The sequence below is a fragment of the Pseudoalteromonas sp. M58 genome (assembly GCF_042604605.1).
Lineage (GTDB): Bacteria > Pseudomonadota > Gammaproteobacteria > Enterobacterales > Alteromonadaceae > Pseudoalteromonas > Pseudoalteromonas tetraodonis.
This window is the reverse complement of sequence record NZ_CP152390.1, coordinates 598,037-621,872: the sequence shown is the minus strand read 5'-3', so window position 1 is coordinate 621,872 and position 23,836 is coordinate 598,037. Positions and strand designations below refer to the sequence as shown.

General features: G+C 39.9%; 22 protein-coding genes. 7 read left to right on the top strand and 15 right to left on the bottom strand.

The genetic code is table 11. The annotated features are described in order from the left end of the window. Nucleotides 1-6 precede the first annotated feature (6 nt). The 3 genes from oadA to AAGD16_RS02860 all read right to left on the bottom strand — a co-directional run bounded on the left by oadA (nt 7) and on the right by AAGD16_RS02860 (nt 2,669). Nucleotides 7-1,788 carry a sodium-extruding oxaloacetate decarboxylase subunit alpha gene (gene oadA / locus AAGD16_RS02870; protein WP_377113523.1) on the bottom strand — a complete coding sequence of 594 codons (1,782 nt, stop codon included), beginning with the start codon at nt 1,786-1,788 and terminating at the stop codon, nt 7-9. 12 nt (nt 1,789-1,800) lie between these two features. After that, nucleotides 1,801-2,046: an OadG family protein gene (locus AAGD16_RS02865; RefSeq protein WP_013464128.1), complete on the bottom strand. Its 246-nt coding sequence runs from the start codon at nt 2,044-2,046 to the stop codon at nt 1,801-1,803. Between the two features lie 389 nt (nt 2,047-2,435). Further along, a complete protein-coding gene (locus AAGD16_RS02860; protein ID WP_377114844.1) occupies nt 2,436-2,669 on the bottom strand; it encodes a hypothetical protein in 234 nt (77 codons plus the stop codon). Between AAGD16_RS02860 and AAGD16_RS02855 the strand changes: the two genes are divergently transcribed. The 3 genes from AAGD16_RS02855 to AAGD16_RS02845 all read left to right on the top strand — a co-directional run bounded on the left by AAGD16_RS02855 (nt 2,608) and on the right by AAGD16_RS02845 (nt 3,619). Then, nucleotides 2,608-2,742, top strand: coding sequence for a DUF1328 family protein (locus AAGD16_RS02855; RefSeq protein WP_377114768.1), 135 nt, complete (start codon nt 2,608-2,610; stop codon nt 2,740-2,742). The genes AAGD16_RS02860 and AAGD16_RS02855 overlap by 62 nt on opposite strands. A gap of 47 nt (nt 2,743-2,789) precedes the next feature. Beyond that, a complete protein-coding gene (locus AAGD16_RS02850; protein WP_013464127.1) occupies nt 2,790-2,981 on the top strand; it encodes a hypothetical protein in 192 nt (63 codons plus the stop codon). 170 nt (nt 2,982-3,151) lie between these two features. Next, nucleotides 3,152-3,619, top strand: a complete 468-nt coding sequence (locus tag AAGD16_RS02845; RefSeq protein WP_377113520.1) for a YcxB family protein — start codon at nt 3,152-3,154, stop codon at nt 3,617-3,619. 55 nt (nt 3,620-3,674) lie between these two features. Here AAGD16_RS02845 and csrA read toward each other — a convergent pair whose 3' ends face one another. The 6 genes from csrA to ribA form a co-directional block, all read right to left on the bottom strand. After that, nucleotides 3,675-3,866 (bottom strand): carbon storage regulator CsrA, encoded by a 192-nt coding sequence (csrA, locus tag AAGD16_RS02840; protein WP_004587515.1) that lies wholly within the window; start codon nt 3,864-3,866, stop codon nt 3,675-3,677. A gap of 90 nt (nt 3,867-3,956) precedes the next feature. Further along, nucleotides 3,957-5,174, bottom strand: coding sequence for an aspartate kinase (locus AAGD16_RS02835; protein WP_377113517.1), 1,218 nt, complete (start codon nt 5,172-5,174; stop codon nt 3,957-3,959). 6 nt (nt 5,175-5,180) lie between these two features. After that, the gene (gene alaS, locus AAGD16_RS02830; protein ID WP_377113514.1) at nt 5,181-7,781 is read right to left on the bottom strand and encodes an alanine--tRNA ligase; all 2,601 of its coding nucleotides are present in this window, start codon (nt 7,779-7,781) and stop codon (nt 5,181-5,183) included. 19 nt (nt 7,782-7,800) lie between these two features. Further along, on the bottom strand, nt 7,801-8,253 hold the full coding sequence (locus AAGD16_RS02825) for a regulatory protein RecX (protein ID WP_138764108.1): 453 nt from the start codon (nt 8,251-8,253) through the stop codon (nt 7,801-7,803). Continuing rightward, the gene (locus AAGD16_RS02820; RefSeq protein WP_377113511.1) at nt 8,253-9,041 is read right to left on the bottom strand and encodes a BPSS1780 family membrane protein; all 789 of its coding nucleotides are present in this window, start codon (nt 9,039-9,041) and stop codon (nt 8,253-8,255) included. Before AAGD16_RS02820 ends, AAGD16_RS02825 begins: the two co-directional genes overlap by 1 nt. 353 nt (nt 9,042-9,394) lie before the next feature. Then, nucleotides 9,395-10,018, bottom strand: coding sequence for a GTP cyclohydrolase II (gene ribA, locus AAGD16_RS02815; protein WP_008465954.1), 624 nt, complete (start codon nt 10,016-10,018; stop codon nt 9,395-9,397). Nucleotides 10,019-10,250: 232 nt separating this feature from the next. On the opposite strand from ribA, the gene AAGD16_RS02810 reads away from it, so the two are divergent. Beyond that, nucleotides 10,251-11,348: a TonB family protein gene (locus tag AAGD16_RS02810; protein WP_377113507.1), complete on the top strand. Its 1,098-nt coding sequence runs from the start codon at nt 10,251-10,253 to the stop codon at nt 11,346-11,348. A 40-nt stretch (nt 11,349-11,388) separates the two neighbouring features. On the opposite strand, the gene AAGD16_RS02805 is transcribed toward AAGD16_RS02810, so the two are convergent. The 3 genes from AAGD16_RS02805 to AAGD16_RS02795 all read right to left on the bottom strand — a co-directional run bounded on the left by AAGD16_RS02805 (nt 11,389) and on the right by AAGD16_RS02795 (nt 13,083). Continuing rightward, nucleotides 11,389-11,841 carry a low molecular weight protein-tyrosine-phosphatase gene (locus tag AAGD16_RS02805; RefSeq protein WP_013464121.1) on the bottom strand — a complete coding sequence of 151 codons (453 nt, stop codon included), beginning with the start codon at nt 11,839-11,841 and terminating at the stop codon, nt 11,389-11,391. Nucleotides 11,842-11,907: 66 nt separating this feature from the next. After that, on the bottom strand, nt 11,908-12,561 hold the full coding sequence (locus AAGD16_RS02800; protein WP_377113504.1) for a glutathione S-transferase family protein: 654 nt from the start codon (nt 12,559-12,561) through the stop codon (nt 11,908-11,910). Between the two features lie 15 nt (nt 12,562-12,576). Continuing rightward, the gene (locus AAGD16_RS02795; protein WP_008115114.1) at nt 12,577-13,083 is read right to left on the bottom strand and encodes a DUF3087 domain-containing protein; all 507 of its coding nucleotides are present in this window, start codon (nt 13,081-13,083) and stop codon (nt 12,577-12,579) included. Between the two features lie 214 nt (nt 13,084-13,297). Between AAGD16_RS02795 and AAGD16_RS02790 the strand changes: the two genes are divergently transcribed. Beyond that, nucleotides 13,298-14,455 carry a hypothetical protein gene (locus AAGD16_RS02790; protein ID WP_377113500.1) on the top strand — a complete coding sequence of 386 codons (1,158 nt, stop codon included), beginning with the start codon at nt 13,298-13,300 and terminating at the stop codon, nt 14,453-14,455. A 252-nt stretch (nt 14,456-14,707) separates the two neighbouring features. After that, nucleotides 14,708-17,959, top strand: a complete 3,252-nt coding sequence (locus AAGD16_RS02785) for a methyl-accepting chemotaxis protein (protein WP_013464118.1) — start codon at nt 14,708-14,710, stop codon at nt 17,957-17,959. A 92-nt stretch (nt 17,960-18,051) separates the two neighbouring features. Here the strand turns inward: AAGD16_RS02785 and kynU are convergent, their stop codons facing one another. The 3 genes from kynU to AAGD16_RS02770 all read right to left on the bottom strand — a co-directional run bounded on the left by kynU (nt 18,052) and on the right by AAGD16_RS02770 (nt 21,550). Continuing rightward, complete coding sequence (gene kynU, locus AAGD16_RS02780) at nt 18,052-19,287, bottom strand: kynureninase (protein ID WP_377113497.1); 1,236 nt, start codon at nt 19,285-19,287, stop codon at nt 18,052-18,054. Between the two features lie 2 nt (nt 19,288-19,289). After that, a complete protein-coding gene (locus tag AAGD16_RS02775) occupies nt 19,290-20,123 on the bottom strand; it encodes an alpha/beta hydrolase family protein (RefSeq protein ID WP_377113494.1) in 834 nt (277 codons plus the stop codon). A gap of 125 nt (nt 20,124-20,248) precedes the next feature. After that, nucleotides 20,249-21,550: an amidohydrolase family protein gene (locus tag AAGD16_RS02770; protein WP_016900616.1), complete on the bottom strand. Its 1,302-nt coding sequence runs from the start codon at nt 21,548-21,550 to the stop codon at nt 20,249-20,251. A gap of 219 nt (nt 21,551-21,769) precedes the next feature. Here AAGD16_RS02770 and AAGD16_RS02765 point away from each other — a divergent pair, with 219 nt between their 5' ends. Beyond that, nucleotides 21,770-23,464, top strand: a complete 1,695-nt coding sequence (locus AAGD16_RS02765) for a sensor domain-containing diguanylate cyclase (RefSeq protein ID WP_013464114.1) — start codon at nt 21,770-21,772, stop codon at nt 23,462-23,464. Nucleotides 23,465-23,836 lie beyond the last annotated feature (372 nt).

Here is a 23,836-nt window from a genome sequence, read left to right as displayed (position 1 = left end):
TACTCCTTAAGCTAATGCAATCATTGCATCGCCGGTTGACACTGAATCACCTTCAGAGACAAGCACGTCTGCAATTGTACCGGTATGCATGGCGCGTACTTCGGTTTCCATTTTCATGGCTTCCATAATAATCACCACATCACCTTCATTGACTACCTGACCTGGCTTTACTTTAATTTTAAAGATATTACCGGCAAGTGGCGCATTAAGAGTTTCACCTGAAGCAACTGATGCCGACTGTGGAATATGCTCAGAGTCTTTTAGCGTCACCTCTTTAAGCTCACCGCCTTGAGCAACCACGACATCGTATACTTTGCCATCTACTTTAACGCTGTATTGCTCAGCCTTAACGCCTTTATTGTTTGCCGCTGATTTTTCAGGTGCTTTATTGGAGCTATCATCAGCGCTAGGAACAGGTTCAAATGCGTCAGGGTTATTGCGGTTTTTAATAAACTTCAAACCAATTTGTGGGAATAAGGCATACGTGAGCACATCATCAATTTGCTCATCAGCAAGCGTTAAGCCTTGCTCTTGCGCAAGTTTACTTAATTCAGCCTCAAGCGTTTCAAGTTCAGGTTTGATCACATCTGCAGGGCGACAGGTAATTGCTTCGCTGCCATCAAGTACACGCTCTTGTAACTCTTTATTCATAGGAGCAGGTGTTGAACCATACTCACCTTTTAATACGCCAGCGGTTTCTTTGGTGATGGTTTTATAGCGCTCGCCAGTAAGCACATTAAGTACTGCCTGAGTACCAACAATTTGCGAGGTCGGTGTAACTAATGGAATAAAGCCCAAATCCTCACGCACCCGTGGAATTTCAAGTAATACTTCGTTTAGTTTATCAGCAGCGCCTTGCTCTTTAAGCTGATTTTCCATGTTAGTTAACATACCACCTGGCACTTGGGCTAATAAAATTCGGCCATCAACACCTTTTAAACTGCCTTCAAACGCAGCGTACTTTTTACGTACGTCTCTAAAGTAAGCTGCAATTTCTTCAAGGTGGTTTAAATCAAGCCCAGTATCACGCTCAGTACCTTCCACGATTGCAGCAATTGTTTCAGTTGCTGAATGACCATAAGTCATACTCATAGACGATACAGCCGTATCGAGCATATCAATACCGGCATCAATCGCTTTTTGATACGTTGCGGTACTTAAACCCGTTGTTGCATGACATTGCATGGCAATAGGAATTGAAACCGTTTCTTTTAAGCCTTTAATCAGTTTTTCTGCATCGTAAGGCTTAAGCAATCCCGCCATATCTTTAATACAAATTGAATGACAACCTAATTCTTCAAGCTGCTTAGCAAGTGTTAGCCACATATCCAATGTGTGTACTGGGCTTACCGTGTAAGAAATCGTACCTTGGGCATGCGCGCCTACTTTAACCGCCGCTTTTATGGCAGTTTCTAAGTTACGTACATCATTCATGGCATCAAAAATACGAAATACGTCTACGCCATTTTTGTGTGCGCGCTCAACAAACTTTTCAACAACATCATCAGCATAATGGCGATACCCCAATAAGTTTTGACCGCGAAGTAACATTTGCTGGGGTGTATTTGGCATCACCTTTTTAAGCGCGCGAATACGCTCCCACGGATCTTCGCCTAAATAACGAATACATGAGTCAAAGGTAGCCCCACCCCAAGACTCTATAGACCAATAACCTGCGTCATCAATTTTTTTTGCAATAGGTAACATGTCGTCTAATCGCATGCGGGTAGCTAAAAGCGACTGATGTGCGTCTCGAAGTACGAGTTCTGTTATTTTTAATTTAGCCATTGGTATGCTCCTCTAATTATTATTTGTTTTGTACTGAGCAATGGCAGCACTAATTGCAGCGATGTGCTCATTTGGCACACCTTGAGATTTAAAAGATGGTGTTCTCTGTGATACTTCAAGTTCTGGCTGAGAAAATTTGCTAGCCAGCTTAGACATAACTGTCACTGCACCAATCAATAAAGAAAGAAATACAAACACCCCCACCATACCGGTTAGCATTAAATTGCCTGCAGTTGTGAGCAAAGCCCCTATATCCATAATTCTCCCCTGTTCAAAACTGAATACATAAAAAGTCAGTTTATTTAAATAAATATTCACCAATAGTAACAAAAACTATTCTCTTGTCTACACATTGTAAATTGGTAAAACCAATTAATCTAAAAGTAACATATCACCAATAAGGTTAACACCACCTAAAATAGCTTATTTAACCTATATATATAGATGGTAAAAATGTTCGTTATAAACAAAGAATATATAAAAACCCTAATATTCTGTAAAAACACATAAAAATATACCTAATGAGCTAATCCACTAAAAACTGCCAAAGCAAATGTTAATTGGTCTTACCAAAATAACGACTGTAAAAACTATTTATTATCTCATCAGACACCACTGTGAATAAGTTACAGATAAAACCGTAAAAATTACCAACCTAATATAAAGCCAAACTCAAAAAGATAAGTTAAACCGTTGATTAAAAACAAAATAAAATACTGGCATATTACTCGCTTATATAAAAACAACACTTTAACACTTAGATAAATCAAGGAGATGACAATGTTACGCTGGACAATTACATTTTTGGTGATCGCACTAATCGCAGCCGTTTTAGGATTTGGTGGTATTGCAGGGGCCGCAGCAGGAATTGCTAAGATCATATTTTTTATCTTTTTAGTTTTACTGGTTATTTCACTTGTCTCTGGCGCCTTACGTGGTAAAAGCCCCAGGTAGATAAGAAACAACGAACTTTTTTAAATTTATATACAAGGAATTACATTATGAAATCATCAACACTTAAAGCAGCTGCTATTGGCCTATTCGCAAGTGCATTTATTATGGGTTGTGAAGACAATCATGCAGAAGAAGCCGGTGAACGCATCGACGAAGCCGTGACAGATGTTCAAAATAAAGTAGAAGATGCCTGTGAAGAAGTAAAAGAAGGTGTCAACGCTGAAGAAACAAATTGCTAATTCAGCCCCTTTTTAAAAAGCGACCATTTGGTCGCTTTTTTTTGTGTTTAGTATTAGTCGCCAAGTTGCTACCCATTAATTATAAACTCTGAACTATTAATTCTTTTTAAGCTGCGCATTTGCCACATAGCTTGCTAAAATGATAAAAAATAGCTTTTAAGTATAGATGCATGGTATTTACGACAACCTATAAACTCGATAAACCTTACTTTTATGAATGCTTCGACCAATCGCTGCCTTATAGTAAACGCACGCAACCTAAATATTTTTTATTAGCACTGCTTGTTGTATTGGGATTATTTGGTATTTATGGTTTAGGAGATCATTACCTAGGTACATTTTTGCTGATGCTAGCCCTACTCGAATGCATCGCCTTTTACTATCGCCGCCCATGGTGGGTTACCAGGCAAATGCTAAGCAGAGCGTCTGGTTCTGAAGTCACTCTCACCTTCGACGAAGACGGAATAAAATCAACCAATCATTACAAAAATTACCAGTTAGCTTGGCACGACATTAACGAAATTATTACCACCGATTGCGGGCTACTGTTAAAAAGCAAAAGCGGTATGCAATACATTTCTAAGGCAATACTCGACGAAGAAACGATTGATTTTATAAACAAAAAAGCCACTCAATGAGTGGCTTTTACAAATGTCATAGTTATATTAACTAGCACATTTTATACTATGTTGATTAAGCATTGCCCGGATTAGGGTTAGACTTTTCAGCTTGTATGCGCATGTAAATTTCTTCACGATGAACTGATACGTCTTTAGGTGCGTTAACACCGATACGAACTTGATTTCCTTTAACACCTAGAACAGTAACGGTTACTTCGTCACCAATCATAAGGGTCTCGCCTACTCTACGAGTTAGTATTAGCATTCTCTTGCTCCCATGTTCCAATAAAATTATAAGATTCCGCACAAACATTTTAATTAAAATTAGACTAAAAAGTAAGTAAAAACTCTCAATCTATTCATTTTCTGTTAAAAATGTCTTATGTAATGCACGAACAGCCAGCTCTAGGTATTTTTCATCTATTAAAACTGAAATTTTAATTTCTGAGGTGGCAACAAACATCACATCAATGTTTTCTTGTGCTAGCGAATCAAAAAATAAACTCGCTACCCCGGAATGAGATTTCATCCCCATACCCACCGCTGACACTTTCGCCACATTGGTCAATCCGTCAATTGCCTGTGCGTCAAATTGCTGTTGCTCAGCCGTTAACAAATCAAGTGCGTTTAAGTAATCATTTAAATGCACAGTAAAAGCATAGTCGACTTTTTCAACTTTATGATTAATTTGATTAATCATATCTATTTCGATGCCATTATCAGCAAAAAGTTTCAAAACTTTTGCAAGATGTTTGGTGCCTTGCGGCATTCCATGCACCTTAATTAAGCACTCATCTCGATTAAATGCAATACCCGATACGACATTGCTTGTCACGACGCTCTCCTCAAAACTAATTAACGTGCCTTCATCGGGTTTAAAGCTAGATAACACCCGCAGAGGAACATTGTGTTTACCAGCAGATTCTACAGAGCGAATATGTAACACTTTAGCGCCTAAACTTGCCAGCTCAAGCATTTCAGCAAAGGTGACATGACTTAAACGTCGTGCGTTAGGTTCCACACGCGGGTCTGTAGTATATACGCCATCAACATCGGTATAGATCTGACACTCATCGGCTTTTATTGCACCAGCAATTTCAACCGCTGAGGTATCGGTGCCACCTCGGCCAAGCGTGGTCACGTTGCCCTCAATATCGCGCCCCTGAAAGCCGGCAATAATAGCAATACGGTTATGCTCAAGTTCATGTTTTAAACGCGTTGCCGCAACTTCTTCTACACGGGCTTTACCGAACATGTTATCGGTTAATATATTCACTTGATCGGCTAGTAAGCTTACCGCTGAATGGCCGCGTTTAATAATGGCCATCGCTAATAAAGCAATAGAGACTTGTTCACCGGTACTCAGTAATACATCGAGTTCACGACTACTCGGGCGAGAGTCGATTTGTTTGGCAAGATTAATTAAGCGATTGGTTTCTCCCGACATTGCCGAAAGCACCACCACCACTTGGTGGCCTTGTTGCTTGGTTTTAACAACAAGGTCGGCGACCGCTTCAATACGCTCTATTGAGCCTACCGAAGTGCCGCCAAATTTTTGAACTATAAGTGCCACTTAAGCTTAAGTACGCTCAGTTAACCAAGCTGTTACGCTATCAAGTGCTGCAGTTAAATTTTGTGGCTCAGAACCACCCGCTTGCGCCATATCTGGACGACCGCCGCCTTTACCACCGACTTGGCCTGCCATGTGATTAACTAACTCACCCGCTTTTACTTTGCCAGTTAAGTCTTTAGTTACACCCGCAATTAGGCTTACTTTGTCGCCGCTGGCAACACCTAAGGCAATAACACCTGAGCCAATTTTATTTTTAAGGTCATCAACCATACCGCGAAGCGCTTTTGATTCTGTGCCCTCAACGTTGGCCACTAACAATTTAACCCCGTTAATTTCAACCACTGAATCAAGTAACGATGCACCTGCCGCACTGGCTAGTTTATCGTTAAGCTGGGCAACTTGTTTTTCAAGCCCTTTCGACTTTTCAAGCAAGGCAGTTACTTTTTCAAGCACTGACGCATTGTCACCTTTTACAAGCGCTGCAACATCAGCTAATTGTTGCTCTTGCTCGCTTACATAAGCAATTGCCTCTGCACCTGTTACCGCTTCAATTCGACGAACACCAGCAGCAATACCGCTTTCAGATACAATTTTGAATAAACCAATGTCACCCGCACGCTCTACGTGTGTACCACCACAAAGCTCGATTGAGTAATCACCAATAGTCACAACGCGTACTTCGTCATCGTACTTTTCGCCAAACAGCGCCATTGCACCTTTTGCTTTAGCATCATCAATTGCCATTAGCTCAGTGTTAAGAGCAAAGTTACGACGAATTTCGTCATTCACTACGCGCTCAATTTCGCGCAGTTCTTGTTTGGTCACCGCTTCAAAATGTGAGAAGTCAAAACGCAGACGATCTGACTGCACAAGTGAGCCTTTTTGCGATACGTGCTCACCTAAAAGCTGACGCAGTGCTTCATGCAAAATATGCGTAGCGGTGTGGTTTTTCTTAATACTGTCACGGCGCGCATCGTCAATAGTCGCATCCACTTTATCGTTAACGCCAATACGCCCTTGAACTGTTCCATGGTGAGCAAAAGCATTACCCAGTTTAGTGGTATTAGTCACCACAAACTCACCGCCGGCTACTGTGATTGTTCCGCTATCACCAATTTGGCCGCCTGATTCAGCGTAAAACGGAGTACGGTCTAAAACAATAATACCTTGTTGACCATCTTCAAGTAATGATACAGCTTCGCCACCGGCAAAAATTTCTACCACTGTGCCGCTGTAATGAGTGCTATCGTAGCCTTTAAAGTCAGTGTGCTTGTCTGATTTTAATTGGTCATTGTAATCAGCCCCAAACTTACCCGCTTGTTGCGCAGTTTTACGTTGTACTGCCATGCATGCTTCAAAACCTTGATGGTCAATCGTCATCTGGCGCTCACGCGCAACATCGGCTGTTAAATCAGCAGGGAAACCATAGGTATCGTAAAGCTTAAATACTAAGTCACCCGGGATCACATCCCCGGTTAAATCACTTAAGCTTTCTTCTAAAATAGCTAAACCACGCTCAAGCGTTTTACCAAACTGCTCTTCTTCAATACGTAGTACTTTTTCAATAATTTCTTGTTGCTTAGCAAGCTCTGGGTACGCTTGACCCATTTGCTCAATAAGTGCAGCAACCAATTTATAGAAAAACGCGCCTTTAGCACCTAACTTATTACCGTGACGTACTGCACGACGAATAATACGACGCAATACATAACCACGGCCTTCATTTGATGGCATAACCCCATCTGAAATTAAAAATGCACACGAACGAATATGATCCGCTACCACGCGAAGTGATTTATCATCCATATCTTGTGCATTGGTAACGCTTGCAGCGGCCGCAATTAAGCCTTGGAATAAGTCGATTTCGTAGTTTGAATGCACACCTTGTAAAATAGCTGAAATACGCTCAAGGCCCATACCTGTATCAACAGATTGCTTAGGAAGTGGCTCCATAGTCCCGTCGCTTTGACGGTTGTATTGCATAAATACTAAGTTCCAAATTTCAATGAAACGGTCACCATCTTCTTCAGGTGTGCCCGGAGGACCGCCCCAAATATGCTCGCCGTGATCATAAAATATTTCAGAACATGGACCACAAGGACCCGTATCACCCATAGACCAAAAGTTATCGCTAGTTGCAATACGAATAATACGATCTTCAGGTAAGCCTATATCGTTAGCCCAGTAGCCAAAGGCTTCTTCGTCATCATGGTAAATAGTTACTAACAGCTTTTCTTTTGGTAGTTTTACAACCTCAGTTAAAAACTCCCACGCAAATTTAATTGCATCTTGCTTAAAGTAATCACCAAAGCTGAAATTACCTAGCATTTCAAAAAAGGTATGATGACGTGCTGTATAACCTACGTTTTCTAAATCGTTATGTTTACCACCAGCGCGCACACAACGCTGCGAACTGGTTGCGCGTGTGTAAGGGCGGCTTTCAGCGCCTAAAAATACATCTTTAAATTGCACCATACCGGCATTATTAAATAACAACGTGGCATCGTTACCCGGTATAAGCGAACTAGAAGGAACAACTTGGTGTTGCTTGCTGGCAAAAAAGTCTAAAAACTGTTGCCTAATTTGTGCGGTAGTCATGTGCTGCATGTGAAAGTCTCACCTGTATTTACTGTGCTTGCATTGCAAAATTTATTTGATCATAGCTAAATCCTCGATACATTAAGTAGCGCACGCGCTTAGCTTTTTCTTTGTACTCGAGGTTTGCCGGTGTCGTTGAATATTTTTTGTTGTACGCTTCCTGCGCGAGCTCAAACCAATCTATTTCCAGCTCTTCAATCACTGTTTCAAGCAGTGCTCTATCAATCCCTTTACTCATGGCCTCACTTTGAATTCGCTTTAAGCCATGGCATTTAAATATGTGCTTTCTTACAAACCCTTCACAGTAACGCTGCTCGTTAATAAAATTGTGCTTTTCGCACCAATCAAGCAGGTTTTCTATGAACTCGTCGCTTGCTTCTCTTTGCTGTAACTTTTGGGTTAACTCTCGGCGCGAATACTCTTGCCTTCCTAGTAACCAAAGCACATAGTTTTTTAACTTTTGTTTTAACGTATCATCCATTAAGCGTCAAAGCGCCCGCTTTGCTCGCTACTTAAAGGCTTAATGTTACTGTCATCACTTGGTGGCACAACGGGCATAAAAATAGCCTGATAAGAAACAAAGAAACTAATGTAGCAAATTGGCATTAAAATCAACAGCGGTAGTAGCGATAAGAACATCGACACCACTATTAATAATGCGCAAATAATACCATAAACACTCAGTGGTAAAATATTATAATAAAACACCATAAACGAACTTTTTAAGGCATTTAAAATACGTTGTTCTTTATTAAAGTAAACCAGCGGTACCGCATAGGCAAACGAAGTAAAGTATATCGACAGCGCAATTAAAAACAGTGCCACATTGGCAAACGAAATACTCTCAAGCATTTGGCTAATTGCTGTATTAGGGTCTAAGTCAGGCTGCGTCATAACCGCCATCGCATTGGAAAATAACCCATTGGCGAGCAGCGCAATTAAAATACCGGCACCCATTTGATAAAGCGCTAAGCGAAATAAGCCTAAGCGATTTCCTTTTGCTGAAAAGGGTTTCAAAATGTCGGCTAACATAATTTTTCCGCCTTGCTGCTTGGTAAGCACGGCTTGATAAAAACCAGCGGTTAAAAATGGTGTAGCCAATGCTGCGACTATTTGTAATAACGGCAAAAATAAAGACAACAAGCCAACAATGCCAATAAACAAGTGCATAAAGATAAAGGTTAATGGCTGAGTTTTGAAAATTAGCCAACCCGCTTTAAACCATTTTAATGCCGCATCCGCTTTAAAAATTCGTAATTGTGTAGACATACTTGCTCTTAATTAAAACAAAACACGCCGAGTATAACTCGGCGTTGGTTGGTATTACAGAGGTGGTGGCGATAAATGCCGTTAATATTAGGGTCTGTTGCCCTTTACGGATTAAAATTTGTTCAAACTAGGGGCGATTTAATCGCGGCGCGAGGTTTGTAACCTAGTGGGCTAAGTCAAAACCGAGCAACAAAGAGTAAATCGCCCCTAGGCAGAACCCTTCGGGCAGCGCCTGTTTGGCATTGATGCTGCGTTATCGCCTATTTATGGGGAATAACCACACCACATAGGCTCTGCCTTGCCTAAATACCAAACAGACTGCTGCAAATTTAACCTTGAAAGGTCAACAGACCCTAAGGTTTTTTAATTTTCTTAATATCTAGCATATGAGAGCCATGCTTAATTTTAGTCTCTAAATACGCCTTGTTACCTGAAAGCCCAGCTTTAATGTGTGCATGAGTGCCCACAACAGAGTCCACCTCTATGCCAGCATCTTTTAATGCGTTAAGCTTTTTAGGATTGTTAGTCATTAATTTTACATGCTTTAAATTGAGCGCATTGAGCATTAATACAGCATCCGAAAAATCACGTAAATCATCAGCAAAGCCCAAATGATTGTTGGCCTCGTAAGTGTTCATACCTTGTGACTGCAGTACATACGCATCAATTTTATTGTATAAACCAATACCACGCCCTTCTTGGCGTAAATAAAGTAAAATACCGCCTTGTTCGTGCATCATTTCAATACACTCATTTAACTGCTCACCGCAATCACAACGTGACGAGTGAAACACATCACCGGTTAAGCATTCAGAGTGCATACGAATAAGCGGAACATCTTGCTCGGTATCGGCGTTTTTAAACACTAACGCAACATGCTCTTGGCCATCTTTTAAGCCACTAAAGGAAATAATTTCTGCAGGAATATCACTATTTTTGCCAACATTAAGCTGGACTCTTGCTCTTACTTGCGCCACGACCAATCCAAATATTAAAAAACTACGACACGATAAAGTGATAATATCACAAAATAGGTTAAATACACCGTAGTACAAGACTGTTTATGGCAAATATATGGCGACGGTAGCGACTATTTTCAATCTTAAACCGCAAATATATTACTAGCGAGCGTTTACCTTGATTTACCTAAAGTGATGACATATACATAAGGATTTGCTAATTTGTTATCGACAAATAATAGGGATCATTATGAAACTAAACAAACTTGCATTACTGATGGGCTTAAGTTTATCTTTATTAAGCACCACGTCATTTGCCGAGCAAGCAAATAACGCTCAAACCGTTTTCAACGACGCGTATCAAAATTATTTAAATGCGATTAAAACCAAAGAAAATGTGCATCAAGCCGCGGAGCAGGCTTACACATCAGGTAAAACTGTTTACGGTGAAAATGCTGATAACACCGCAAACTTAGCGATTAACTATGCAAAATCAATTAATCGATACGGTAAACAGTGGATTGAAAAGCGTTTTTCGCTCTATCAACAAGCCTATACTATTTTAGTTAATAACCATGGTAAGCAATCGCCTGAAACCATTGATGCTTTAGTCGGTATGGCTAGTTTTGCCCCTTCTGCTCAAAAAGCGGATTATTATTTAGAGCAAGTGATAGCAATCGCAAACACACAAAACAACCCTAAGTTTGTGGCTGATATGAAACTAGAAGCGGCAACCATACTAGCTAATAAATTCAGCTATGAAAAATACCGACAAGCTAAAAACTACCTAGAAGAAGCCGATGAGTATTATCTGGCTAACTTACCTAAAAACTCAGTTGAACAAATAAAAGCTGATTTTTTAATGGCGTCATTTGCGGAAGGTCGAAAAAGATACGATCAAGCAATAGAACGACTTAACCGTGTAGTAAATGTGTTTGATGAAAGCTTAAGTTACGATCACAACGCCGAGCTTACCGCACACTCAAGGTTAATTGGCTTGTATGAAAAACAAGGCAAAAGTGATGAAGCCACCAAACACTGCATCGCGATTGCTAAAATGGTGCCGTGGAAAGAAAGCCAAGAACAAACGCCGCTATACCGCGTTAACCCTAAATACCCTAAAAACAAGGCGCGATTTAGTAAAGATGGCAGTGTAGTTATGGAGTTTGAAGTAGATGAGTCTGGCTTTGTAAAAAATCCGCAAGTAATTAGTTCTGAAGGTGGCGTGGCCTTTGAAAAATCGGCAGTAGAAGCATTAGCGCAATGGCGTTATGCACCTAAGTTTGAACATGGAAAAGCCGTTGCAGCAACTTCCAAAGTACAGCTCGACTTTAAAGTAAACCGTTAATAACATACCAAAGGCGCGTTGAGCGCCTTTTTAGTTTATTCTACTTTAACTTAGCTAAAATGTTATCGCTGGCGGCCTCTATTAAATCAAGTACCTTTTCAAAGCCATCATCACCGCCATAGTAAGGATCGGGAATTGCGCTTTGTGTTTGCTCGCCATACTCTAAAAATAACGCCAACTTATATTGCAAATGCTCGGGGCAGCGTGCGGTTAGATCCGTCAGGTTTTGTTTATCGGCTGCTAAAATTAAATCAAACTCGCTAAAATCACTACTGCGCACCTTGCGTGAAAAAATACCTTTAAAACTATAACCACGTTTCTCGCCAGCTTGCATAGAGCGTTTATCTGGCGGATTACCTTCATGATGACCAATAGTCCCAGCCGAGTCCACTAGCAAATCAATGCCTAACTCTTTAGCGCGAGCTTTTAATACCGCCTCAGCCGTCGGTGAGCGACAAATATTACCCAAACAAACAATCAGTACTTTTTTCAATGATAGCTCCTTTATTGTTTAAGATTTTGTAAAATAAGCGACATTCCAGTCACCAACATTAAAAAGCTACTTAAGCGAGGCTAATATTTTTTGCTCGCCTTCAAGCATTGTGTGCATGGCAGTACCCTGTTTTACACGGCTATGCAATGCTGCAAGATTTGGCCAGCGCGACTCATCAAGTTGCTCACCACCATGCTCCATATTCATTAACTGGCAGCTCACAGCAATGTCGGCAAGGGTTAAGCTCTCGCCAACAAAAAACTCGTTATCCCCTAAATAATCTTCTAAATAATCAAATAAAGGCGGTAGTTTTTCATTTAATGCACTTTGCACTAAGGCTTCATCGGTTGGCTTTTGCATTGTGGGGGCAATAATACGTTGCTGAAACACCGTAAATGTTGCAAAAGGAGCCAGCTCGTAATCTGCGTATTTTTCTAACCAGCGAACGGCTGCACGTTGCTCTATAGTATCACCGATTAAAGACGCTGAATTAGGGTGTTTTTCATCAAGATATTGGCAGATAACGCTAGAATCCGCCAAACTTAACTCGTCGTCTTTTAGCGCCGGAATTCGCCCTAGAGGGTTGAGTTCTAAAAACCAATCAGGTTGATTAAACGGCGAGACTATTTCGAGTTTATAGTCGAGTTGTTTATGCGCTAAACATACACGCACTTTACGTACATAGGGAGAAAGCGGGACACCATAGAGAATTATGCTCATTGTGATTCCTATAAATTAAAACTGCTTTAAAATTGCGTCATCGTAGTCATCGGCATTAAGAGTTAAATTATATTTAGCCGCAACGCTATCTAACTCGGCTTGTTTAATCGCTAAATCATCCATGGTGATGGTGTTATCGTCAAGCTGCCATAACAAGCGTGAACCTGCATAACTATAGTGAATGGCTAATAGCGCATCAGGATTACCTTCACGTCCCGCCGCTTTAAGCTTTGCCATCTTGCGGGTAATTTTATTAAGCGCTTGTTTAAGCTCCCATACATACACCACCTCGGTCATAAAAGGATGTGTACGGTATTTATTTAACAACCAGCCAATACCAATACTAGTAACAATAACGCCTAATAAGTTCCAATGAAAATGACTACCACTTTCATCGGGGAATAATGCAATAAGCGTTTGTGAAATAGCTAAACTACCAATCGCTAAGCTTGCGGCACAACCGACTATAACGCGGTTTAAATGTTTACGATAACGAGCTTTATCTATTTGAATAAGTTGCATAGTTGCCTAAAATTAAAAAACTAAAAAATACACAGCCACCATTGTAGCTAAACCCACCACAGAGTTTCGACTCTTTTTAATAAAATACCCGTAGTTTTTGATTTAACGCCGGTTTTATACTGCTTGCAACATAAAACCAACCAACGATTTTATTTGCACCCACTTATTAGGCATAGGATAGTAGACAACAAATACGACTCAGTTTAGGACCATCATGATAAAAACACTGATTGCTGCAAGCTTAATTTTTTCTTCTTCTAATGCGTTAGCTAATTTAAACACACCGCTAACTTCAGAAGAATTGCGAATTGAAAAAGCCAGCCAAGCGATACCTAGCGTGCTAAGCGCTTTTGCCAGCGAAGTTAATCAATTTGAGCAGCAATTCAAGTCACTCTCAAGCTATGCACAAGCCGTAGATGCCGTTAATGACTACTCAAAACGATTATGGTTTAGTGCAAAAAAACGCATCGCTACAACGCAAAACTTAGATGATCGCGCACTTTACTGGGCTCGCTTACAATCAAGCAAAATTATTCGCACCACAAAGCCTGCATTTTCGCTGAGCGCGGCGCAGCAAACAGTGTTATTAACACTTTTAGAGAATGGCAGCCGGGGTCGCACCGATCTTAGCTACTCACAAAACACCTCTAAAAAAATATTATTGACTGGATTTGACCCGTTTTTACTTGATAGAAATATAAACCAAAGCAACCCATCGGGTGTTGCAGCACTGCTTCTTGATGGCCAAGTCATTAACTATAAAGGTATTAGTGCTGAAATAAACACAGTGATGGTGCCTGTGCGTTATGAAGACTTTGATCACGGTATTATAGAATCCTTACTTGCCCCTTATTACGCACTTAATAATGTTGATATGGTGGTTACCGTTAGTATGGGTAGTAAAGACTTTGACCTTGAGCGCTTTCCAGGTAAGCGCCGCAGTGTAACAGCCCCCGACAACGCCAATATAGTGTATGGAGGTACCAAAACAGCGCCGCTCATTCCAAGTTTAAACGACCGCCCATTACCCGGTACTGAGTTTGTAGAATTTAGCTTACCTGTTAGCGCTATGCTAAAGGCAAAAGGCCCTTTTGCGATTAATGATAATCATCATGTTATTACCTTAAAAAAAGACTTTGAGCCTAATAGTTTCGATGAATTAAAAGACGCTATTGCAGTGCGAGGCGGTGGCGGTGGTTATTTGTCTAACGAAATTTCGTATCGCAGTATTCGCCTGCGAAATCAGCTAAATTCAGATATTCCGACAGGACATATTCACACCCCACGAATTGCTCAGTTTGAACCCGAAACTGAAGCTAAAATAGTAAAGCAAATTCAAACTATGTTAGAGCGCAGTTTAGTCGCACTCTAACATCGTTTGCTTTTTCAACTTCAACGTTAGAACGACTATTAATTAATAAACGTAGGAGCACTTAAATGCTTTTACGTTTTTTTGCTTTAAACCGCTAAAAAAGCATGCTGAAATTACATTAAAATTGAAAGCGCTCTGTATCAATCTCGGCTATTTTATAATAAAAACTCATTACTTTAATTATTAACTAGATCTTCACAAATTGTGTTCTATGCTCATTTGAGGTACAAACCTTATTACAGGGACATAGTAATGCTCACAATTAACCACTTTTTTAATTCATTAAACTTAACAAAAAAACTTATCTCCGCCTTTTTAGTTGTTGCCCTAGTGCCAATAACAATAATTATTATTGTCGCAATTAATACAGCTTCAAACTCGATGACAGAACAGGTTTATTCGCGTTTAGACGCTGTGAGTAAAGTAAAACAAAGCGCTGTTAAACGCTATTTTAACAACATTGAAAAAAAGCTTAATGCGCTGCAAGCAAATCCAGAAATGGCCAATATTGCGACAAAGTTTATAGATGGATTTAATGATACCTCCCCTTCAACCTCATCAGAGTCTCTAAATCGCTTTTATAAAGAGTCTTTTGCTCCAAAATTTAAACAGCTAAACCCAACTGATACAGTTTCTTCATCTCTATTAAAGCAAATGAATCCAAAAAGTATTGAGCTGCAATCTCGTTATCTAGCTAATAACCCAAACCCAATCGGTGAAAAACAAAAACTAACCACCACAGAGCAATCAGACAGTTACGAGCAAGCGCACCGCCAATATCACCCTTATCTACGCGATATGACTAATATAAATAAGTTCTACGATATTTTCATTATCGACCCAGCAAATGGCAATATTGTTTACTCTGTTTATAAAGAAGTAGACTTTGCAACATCGCTGCAAACAGGCCCCTACGCTAAAAGTAATTTAGCGAACCTATTTAGACAATTAAAAGACAGCAGCAACCCACAAAAAATTGCTTTTGCAGATTATAAACAGTACTCCCCTTCATATAATGCCCCTGCAAGCTTTATAGGAAAGCCTATTGTTGTTGATGGTAAAACGGTTGCTATTTTAGCTGCCCAATTATCGATTGAAGATATTAATTCAATTATGAAAGAACGTGACGGGTTGGGCGAAAGCGGAGAAACCTACCTTGTTGGCCCTGAAGGGTTAATGCGCTCTGACTCTTATATTGATCCGAAAAATCACTCTGTAGAAAGCTCGTTTAGAAACCCAAATAAAGGCACTGTGAATACCTTATCTGTAATCAAAGCACTAAAAAATGAAAAAGGGCAGCATGTTATAAATGACTATAACAATGAAATGGTGCTCTCTGCATTTGCACCTGTAAATGTATTTAATGTTCGCTGGGCACTCATAGCAGAAATGGACGAACAAGAAGCTTTTGAGTCAATAACGACTCTTTCCCAACTACTCATTGTGATACTTTTTGTCACTATTTTTATTGTTACTATTGCCGCATATTGGTTTGCGCGAACACTCACGAAGCCAATACATGCATTGGCTGATACGATGAAAAAAGTGGAGCAACAAGGTGACTTTTCATTACGAGCAACTGTCTATTCAAGCGATGAAATAGGCGTTAGCACTCAAGCATTTAACACTCTTCTTGATGCTCTACAGTTATCTATTAGTGAAACAAATCGCGTTATGAACCAAATGGCTGCGGGTAAATTTGATCAACGTATTGAAGCACCATGTCGAGGAGAGTTAGCTACGTTAAAACAAGCAACCAACGATTGCGCAAGTTCACTAAACGGGGCAATAAACGAATTAAATAACATTGCGATTGCTATGGCTGACGGTCAATTTGATATTCAAATTAATGTCTCAATGTCAGGTGAATTAGGCACCTTAAAAAGTAATATTAACCAATCGCTTTCCTCAATAAACAACACAATGAATAGTATTGTCGATATTATGGCTAACGTAGAGCAAGGTAACTTTAAAGAGCAAATTACCTATCCAGCTAAAGGAAAACTTGCCCAGCTAAAAGACAGCGTGAATAACTCAGTGAATAGCTTAAGTATTGCCATAGATGGTATTAGTGACGTTATGAGTGCATTACGACAGGGCCAGTTTTCAGCGCAATTAGATGCTCCCTTAGCTGGACAGCTTGATATCTTAAAACAAGATATTAATTCCAGTATGGCTAATTTAAATAATGTAATGAATGAAATAGGTGAAGTCATGTCCTTTGTTAGTAAAGGTGACTTTAAAAAAATGATTAAAGGTGAAGCCAGCGGTCAACTTGAGCAGTTAAAAAGTAACATCAATACATCAATTACTGCTATTGATAATGCTCTAACTGAAATTTCATCAGTCATGCTAGCAATTAGTCAGGGGCGCTTTGATCATACTATTTCATCGACTATGACAGGCCAGCTAAATAGTTTAAAAACAGATATAAACCACTCGGTAACAAACCTTGAACATGTCATAAATGATCTTAATCAAGTAATGGCTGCAATGGCAAATGGCGATTTTTCTCATCAATTAAAACAACCATTGCAAGGCCAATTGGAAGATTTAAAAAATAATGTTAATGAGTCTACCTCATTAGTTTCATTAGCTATAAATGAAGTAAGTAGCGTTTTGTCAAACTTAGCTAAAGGTGACCTTACCAAAAATATAGAGGGGCAATATCAAGGCGTATTCAATACCCTTAAAAGCGACACCAACGCGACCATTGAGAAATTAACTAATGTCATTCAAGAAATTCAAGTATCAGCTGGCCAGGTTATGCAAAATGCAGGTGAAATAGCTTCAAGTAATACTGAAATAAGTAAACGCACAGAAGAGCAAGCAGCCAACCTTGAAGAGGCAAGCTCAAGTACTGAGCAAATGCTAGATGAGCTAACTAAAGTATCTGAACAATCAAAAAGTGCCGTGGCATTGGCAAGCAATGCAGAGCAAATTGCTGAAGAAGGAAATCGCTTATCAATACAAACCGTTAGCGCGATTGATGACGTGAATGAAGCCAGTAAAGACATTAACGAAATACTTACGGTTATTGACAACCTCGCTTTTCAAACAAACTTGCTATCACTTAATGCCGCCGTGGAAGCTGCTAGGGCTGGCGACCACGGAAGGGGCTTTGCCGTAGTTGCTAATGAAGTAGGTGATTTAGCGGGGCGTAGTGCTAAATCGGCAAAGCAAATAAAAAGTATTATTGTAAATAGTAATCAAAAAATAGCGCTTGGGACGGAATTAGCAGACACCTCAGGGAAGAAATTAAAACACATAATGCAAGCTGTTAGCGATGTTAATAAAAATATAATACATATAGCGCATTCAACCTCCGCACAAGAGCAAGCGATTAAAGAGGTTAACCTTGTTGTACAACGTTTAACCGGTTTAACCCAGGCAAACTCGGCTATTACAGAAGAAACAATGGCGGCAGCACGTCAAATGGCAGAACAAGCTACCGAGATGAGAGTGCAACTCAATTACTTTAATCTAAAAAAAGAGCAACAATAGACGAAAGGTGCAGCAAGTTATTTTGCTAACACGATGCTTTTTTAACTTAAGTAATTTGATAAGCCATTATTGAATAATGGCTCATCATAACGTTACGTTACTTTACCTGCTAAATTAAAACGTGGCTGAGTATATAGCTGGGTTTTAACCACCTCAGCCAAAATCGTGACCGCATTCCATATATCTTCAAATGAGGTATAAAGAGGTGTAAAACCAAAGCGTAATATATTGGGCGCACGAAAATCAGCAATAACCCCTTTTTCAATTAACGCTTGGCATATAGCGAACGCGTCTGTATGTGAAAACGCCAATTGGCTACCTCTTTGACAGGCATTTTCAGTAGAGCATAAACGCAAATCACTTAAGCATGAATGTGTTTGTAGCAATTTAGTAAATACCTCAGCGAGTGCAATCGACTTTTCTCTTATTTGTGAAATATCTATATCTTGCCATACATCAAGGGCGGCATCTAACGCACTCATAGCAATCACACTCGGTGTGCCACACAAATACTGATTTATATTATCAGCGCCCTGATATTCAGCATTAAAAGCAAATGGTTTAGCATGACCCATCCAGCCTGATAGTGGCTGCTTTACACTAGCCTGATGACGCTTTGCCACATATAAAAATGCAGGCGAGCCCGGGCCGCCGTTTAAGTATTTGTAGCCACAGCCAACAGCAAAATCTGCATTACAGTTATCGAGCTCAACAGGTAAAGCCCCCGCGCTGTGGGCTAAATCCCATATCACTAAAATGCCTTTTTCGTGGGCAAGCTTGGTCAGCTTTTGCATATCTAATAGCTGCCCGGTTCTAAAGTTCACCTGCGTTAATAGCAGCACCGCCACTGAATCGCTAAGGCTTTGTTTAATGTGTTGCTCTGCTACTAATTTAAGCTGACATAAGTCAGGGCCTAATAAGTCACTTAACCCTTGTACCATGTATAAGTCGGTTGGAAAGTTATCTTGCGTGGATAACACCACATTTCGGCCAGGGCTTAACGATAACGCACTACTTAACAGCTTGAACAAGTTAACTGAAATAGAGTCACAACAAATCACTTGGCCTTTTGCAGCACCAATAATCGGCGCTATTTTATCTCCTACCTGAGTGGGTAAATCAATCCATTGGTGATCGTTCCAACTTCTAATTAAGTGACTACCCCATTGTTGATTTACCACCTCTGCCACGCGCGACTTAACGGCTTTAGGTAAAGCACCCAGTGAATTACCATCGAGATAAATAGTGTCTGCGGGTAAATCGAATTCATCGCGTTTATTAGCCAGCGGGTCGGCTTTATCAAGCGCTACAATCTCATTAAAATTCATTTTTATATCTCATTTAAATTTTTTATTAGTGTACTAAATGCCTCAGATCCTGGGTGGATCCAATCAAAATGCCCCACGCCTTCGAGCATCACCACTGGGCGTTTAAACTGCGCTAAATTAAAAGCGGGGACAATGGCATCTTTGTCGCCTTGTAAAATAATGCTTTGGGGATGAAGTGGCTGCTCACTCGGGTTAGCTTGCGTGTAAGCCTTAGGTTTATCAGTTGGCATACCTTGCATAAAATCTTTTGTCACTTTTTGACAGCTGTTATTACCACGTGCATATGCTTTTATATCAGTGATAGGGGCTAAGCCAATAACGCCTTTAAGCTGGCTTATTTCACCACCCGCAAGCAGTGCTAAATGCCCACCAGCAGAGTGCCCTACAGCAACCGAGTCAGCTAATTTAAACTCGCCAATATTGTAAGTACTTGCCGCTAAAATACCGGCTTTTATATCATTAAATGTGACAGGCCAGCCACCACCGCTTGTACCACTTCTTCGATACTCTAATGACCACACGTTAAAACCAGCTTGTGCAAGCCCCGTACTTAACGCATACGTGTGTTTAATATCGTACTCACTAAGCCAACAGCCACCATGGAGTAAAATAACTAACGGCGTTTGCACCAGTGCTTGTTTTGCGCGCCAAAGTAATGCGTACTGTGACTCATCACTGCCGTAGGCTATTTTTTCATCGGCTAAGTTAAATCCCAATGAAGCCACTTTTGCATAAGCTACATTATTTTCAACATCAGGAAATTCAACTGGTTGCTGCGAGGCACTATTTGCTAACAAAGGCCATACACTAAAAAATAAAACCACTAAGCTCTTCAAAATAAACTACTTCCTTTTTACCTAAAAACGGTATAACAAAATAACGCTGGTCAATCGTCTACAAACATTTTGTTGTACGACCTACCAGCGTTGTAACGTCATTCATAATAAAATAAATATAGTGTTTATTGTTGTTTGAAAATTACGCCTTCTTTCATCACAAAATCAACATCCATTAAAGCGCTAATATCGCTAAGTGGGCTGGAATCTAAGGCAATAATATCGGCAAACTTACCAGGCTCTATAGTGCCTAAGCTCTGGCTCATATCAATTAAATCAGCAGCATTGACGGTTGCCGACTTTAAAATATCGGAGGTACTCATACCGGCTTCATACATCAATACGGCTTCTTTTGCGTTAATACCGTGCTTTGATACGCCACTGTCCGTGCCAAAGGCAATTTTAACGCCGGCTTTGTAAGCCTTAGTAAAGTTGTTGAGCATATCGCCCCCCACTCTCGTTGCTTTAGCCTTAATAGGTGCAGACATAAAATCTGAATTTTTTGCCATATTAACCACAGTATCGCCAGCTAATAACGTTGGTACAAGGTAAGCGCCGGTTTCTTTAAAGAGCTTAATGCCCTCTTCATCGGTGTAACTGCCGTGTTCAATGCTATCAACCCCTGCACGAAGTGCGGCATTAATACCTTGTGCAGCATGGGCATGGCTTGCTACTTTTCGCCCTAACCCATGTGCGGTTTTTACAATGGCTTTGAGCTCATCGTCTTCCATTTGTTGACCCGTCCCCGTGGTGGTATCAGAAAGCACACCACCGGTAGAGGCCACTTTAATTAAATCGGCCCCATACTTAATTGCATAACGTGTTTTTTTACGGCACTCAACTGCGCCATCACACACTGTTCGTGGTGTTTTTATGGTGAGTAAATCAGGACTCATACCATCAACATCTAAATGCCCACCAGTAATAGTTACTCCAGCACCGGCAATAATACGCGGGCCATTAACCCAACCATTCGCCACCCCTTTTCGTAATGCGTACATTTGTTCGCTTTGGCTACCTACATCACGTACGGTGGTAAATCCCGCCATCAGGGTTTTATTAGCAAAATGAACACTGCGCATCGCTACATCTGCATCAGACATTTCAACCAGTTCTTTTTTATTATCTGGCCCAAGCTCACCTTGTAAATGCACATGCATATCCATAAGCCCTGGCATAACAAAGCTGGTCGATAAATCGATTAATTGGGCATCATCACCAAATCGAGAGGCCGGTAAAAAACCAGCGGATACAGACACTATTTTGCCATTTTCTATTACTACAGTTTGTTTTTGCTGTGATTTTTCGCCAGGGACGCTTAATAGCTCTCCCGCATGAATCACTTTAGTATTAGCTTGTGCACTGCTGGCGCAAAAATTTGCGGCTAAAAAAATCGAGGTAATAACACTCAATCGAAATATGCTCATGAAAATCTCCAATGATTCGCTTTTCGTTAACAGCAACGAAATAACGTTAAAATATTGTTATGCAACCAATACCTTATCAGGAAAGTCACAAAAACAAACCTGAAATACGTTTTTAGTAAAAATTCTGACCACTATTTACACTGCCTTCAAACTGAAAAAATAAAAAAGATGTCTATACTCAACCATATTGTTGTAATACTTTTCATATGTAGGGAGCTTATGGATATTAAAGACATAAATATTGCACTGCTAGAAAAATGCAACTTTCTTTTAATGGTATTTGATAACCATGATCAGCTCAGTTATCTCTCAGATGGGTGGTCAGAGCTAAATATTACAACCAAAAACATGCCAACTATTGAAAACCTGTATGCCTGTTGTACAACTCAAAGCAAAACACTATTACAACAACAAATTCTCGCACTAAAATCGCAACATAATGAGTTAGACCAATTTGATATTGAGCTCACATTTGCAACCGATTACTCTATTAAACTGAACTGCTGCTTACATAATGTGGATCAAAACCAACACCAATATATGGTTTTAGTTTTTAACCAGCATTTTGCCCAAGTGTCCTCTGTTATTAAAAATAACGAATTACAAACCATCATAGAAAACGCAGGCGAAGTTTTAAAAGTAGGTTATTGGCAGCTCGACTGTAATAGCAACCAATTATTTTGGACCGATGAAATTTACACTATCCATGGTGTTTCCCCTAGTCGCTATTCACCACAGTTAGATACTGCAATAAACTTTTATCATGCAGATGATAAGCCCAAAATAGCCAGCGCTGTCGAAAATGCGCTTTTAACGGGGCAAGAATGGAGTTGTATAAAATTACGTGTTGTAGATGACGACCAACAAGAACGCACGGTAATATCAAGCGGTAATGTATCAAGAAATAAAAATGGTGAAATTACTAAGCTATACGGCATTTTTCAGGATATAACAGGAAGTGAAAAAATAGCCCTTGAACGAGACTTTTTAGTTACCGCACTCAAAGAAACTACGGTAGGAATGGTCATTGCCGATAAAAATAAGCATGTTATTTGGGTTAATGGATCATTCGAAAAAATGACAGGGTATAGCCTTTTTGAAGTCGAAGGCAAAAAACTCGGCTCTATTTTACAAGGTGAAAATACTGATTTAAAAACGATAGCTAAACTTAAAACTCACCTCAAAAAAGGGCTGCCTATAAGCACCCGAATTTTAAACTACACCAAAAGTGGGGAACCCTATTGGAATGAGTTGGCAATATCGCCGATTTATAGAGATGGAAAAATCGCTTATTACTTTGCGGTGCAAAACGATGTAAGCAAAGAAATAAACATAGAACACAAACTCATAGCCCTTAATACCAGTTTAGAGCAAAGAATACAGGCACGCACTCAAGAACTATTTACACTTAACAAAGAGTTAGAAAAACAGGCTAATGTAGACCCACTTACAGGATGTTTAAATAGGCGAACCTTATACAGGTTCCTTACCGATGAGCTATTAAAAACACAAGATGGAAATACCTATATTTCATTATTAATGCTCGATATAGATCACTTTAAAGCCATAAATGATAACTACGGCCACGAAGCTGGAGATAAAGGTTTAAAAGAACTCGCTAATATTTTACATGGCCTCACCAGAAAAAATGACGCTGTATTTCGCCTTGGCGGTGAAGAGTTTTTAATTATAATGCCTAACACAAACAAAGCCGAAGCTAAGCAAGCCGCTGAGCGTATTAAAAACGCAGTGAATGAACATAAAGTTTACTATCGCAATAAAAATATTAGCTTTACTGTTAGTATTGGACTGCTTACCCACGATGGCACAATTAGCCTACAAAGCAGCTTAAAATACGTTGATGACTATTTATACGAGGCAAAAAATAGTGGTCGAAATAAAATTGTTGATTGACTCCCTATAAGACGGATTGTTTTAAATCAATTCGTAAAAATTTAAAAGGTCATATAAGCTAAATACTTAAGCACAATAATTTAGCTTAAATTTTCAACAGTAGATAAATTCGTAAATAAAAATACACTTCAAGCAAATTGACATTAAACGCGTATTTTTTCATTTTATACTAGGGTCTGTTGACCTTTGCGGATTAAAATTTGTTCAAGCTAGGGGCGGTTTAATCGCGGCGCGAGGTTTGTAACCTAGTGGGCTAAGTAAAAACCGAGCAACAAAGAGTAAATCGCCCCTAGGCAGAACCCTTCGGGCAGCGCCTGTTTGGTATTGATGCTGCGTTATCGCCTATTTATGGGGAACAACCACACCACATAG

Coding starts and splice junctions, on each gene's coding strand:
- csrA (WP_004587515.1), bottom strand. CDS start 3,866: ATGCTAATACTAACTCGTAGAGTAGGCGAGACCCTTATGATTGGTGAC.
- oadA (WP_377113523.1), bottom strand. CDS start 1,788: ATGGCTAAATTAAAAATAACAGAACTCGTACTTCGAGACGCACATCAG.
- AAGD16_RS02785 (WP_013464118.1), top strand. CDS start 14,708: ATGCTCACAATTAACCACTTTTTTAATTCATTAAACTTAACAAAAAAA.
- AAGD16_RS02820 (WP_377113511.1), bottom strand. CDS start 9,041: ATGTCTACACAATTACGAATTTTTAAAGCGGATGCGGCATTAAAATGG.
- AAGD16_RS02860 (WP_377114844.1), bottom strand. CDS start 2,669: ATGATCTTAGCAATTCCTGCTGCGGCCCCTGCAATACCACCAAATCCT.
- AAGD16_RS02845 (WP_377113520.1), top strand. CDS start 3,152: ATGGTATTTACGACAACCTATAAACTCGATAAACCTTACTTTTATGAA.
- alaS (WP_377113514.1), bottom strand. CDS start 7,781: ATGCAGCACATGACTACCGCACAAATTAGGCAACAGTTTTTAGACTTT.
- AAGD16_RS02810 (WP_377113507.1), top strand. CDS start 10,251: ATGAAACTAAACAAACTTGCATTACTGATGGGCTTAAGTTTATCTTTA.
- AAGD16_RS02790 (WP_377113500.1), top strand. CDS start 13,298: ATGATAAAAACACTGATTGCTGCAAGCTTAATTTTTTCTTCTTCTAAT.
- kynU (WP_377113497.1), bottom strand. CDS start 19,287: ATGAATTTTAATGAGATTGTAGCGCTTGATAAAGCCGACCCGCTGGCT.
- AAGD16_RS02850 (WP_013464127.1), top strand. CDS start 2,790: ATGAAATCATCAACACTTAAAGCAGCTGCTATTGGCCTATTCGCAAGT.
- AAGD16_RS02765 (WP_013464114.1), top strand. CDS start 21,770: ATGGATATTAAAGACATAAATATTGCACTGCTAGAAAAATGCAACTTT.
- AAGD16_RS02770 (WP_016900616.1), bottom strand. CDS start 21,550: ATGAGCATATTTCGATTGAGTGTTATTACCTCGATTTTTTTAGCCGCA.
- AAGD16_RS02825 (WP_138764108.1), bottom strand. CDS start 8,253: ATGGATGATACGTTAAAACAAAAGTTAAAAAACTATGTGCTTTGGTTA.
- AAGD16_RS02865 (WP_013464128.1), bottom strand. CDS start 2,046: ATGGATATAGGGGCTTTGCTCACAACTGCAGGCAATTTAATGCTAACC.
- AAGD16_RS02800 (WP_377113504.1), bottom strand. CDS start 12,561: ATGAGCATAATTCTCTATGGTGTCCCGCTTTCTCCCTATGTACGTAAA.
- AAGD16_RS02795 (WP_008115114.1), bottom strand. CDS start 13,083: ATGCAACTTATTCAAATAGATAAAGCTCGTTATCGTAAACATTTAAAC.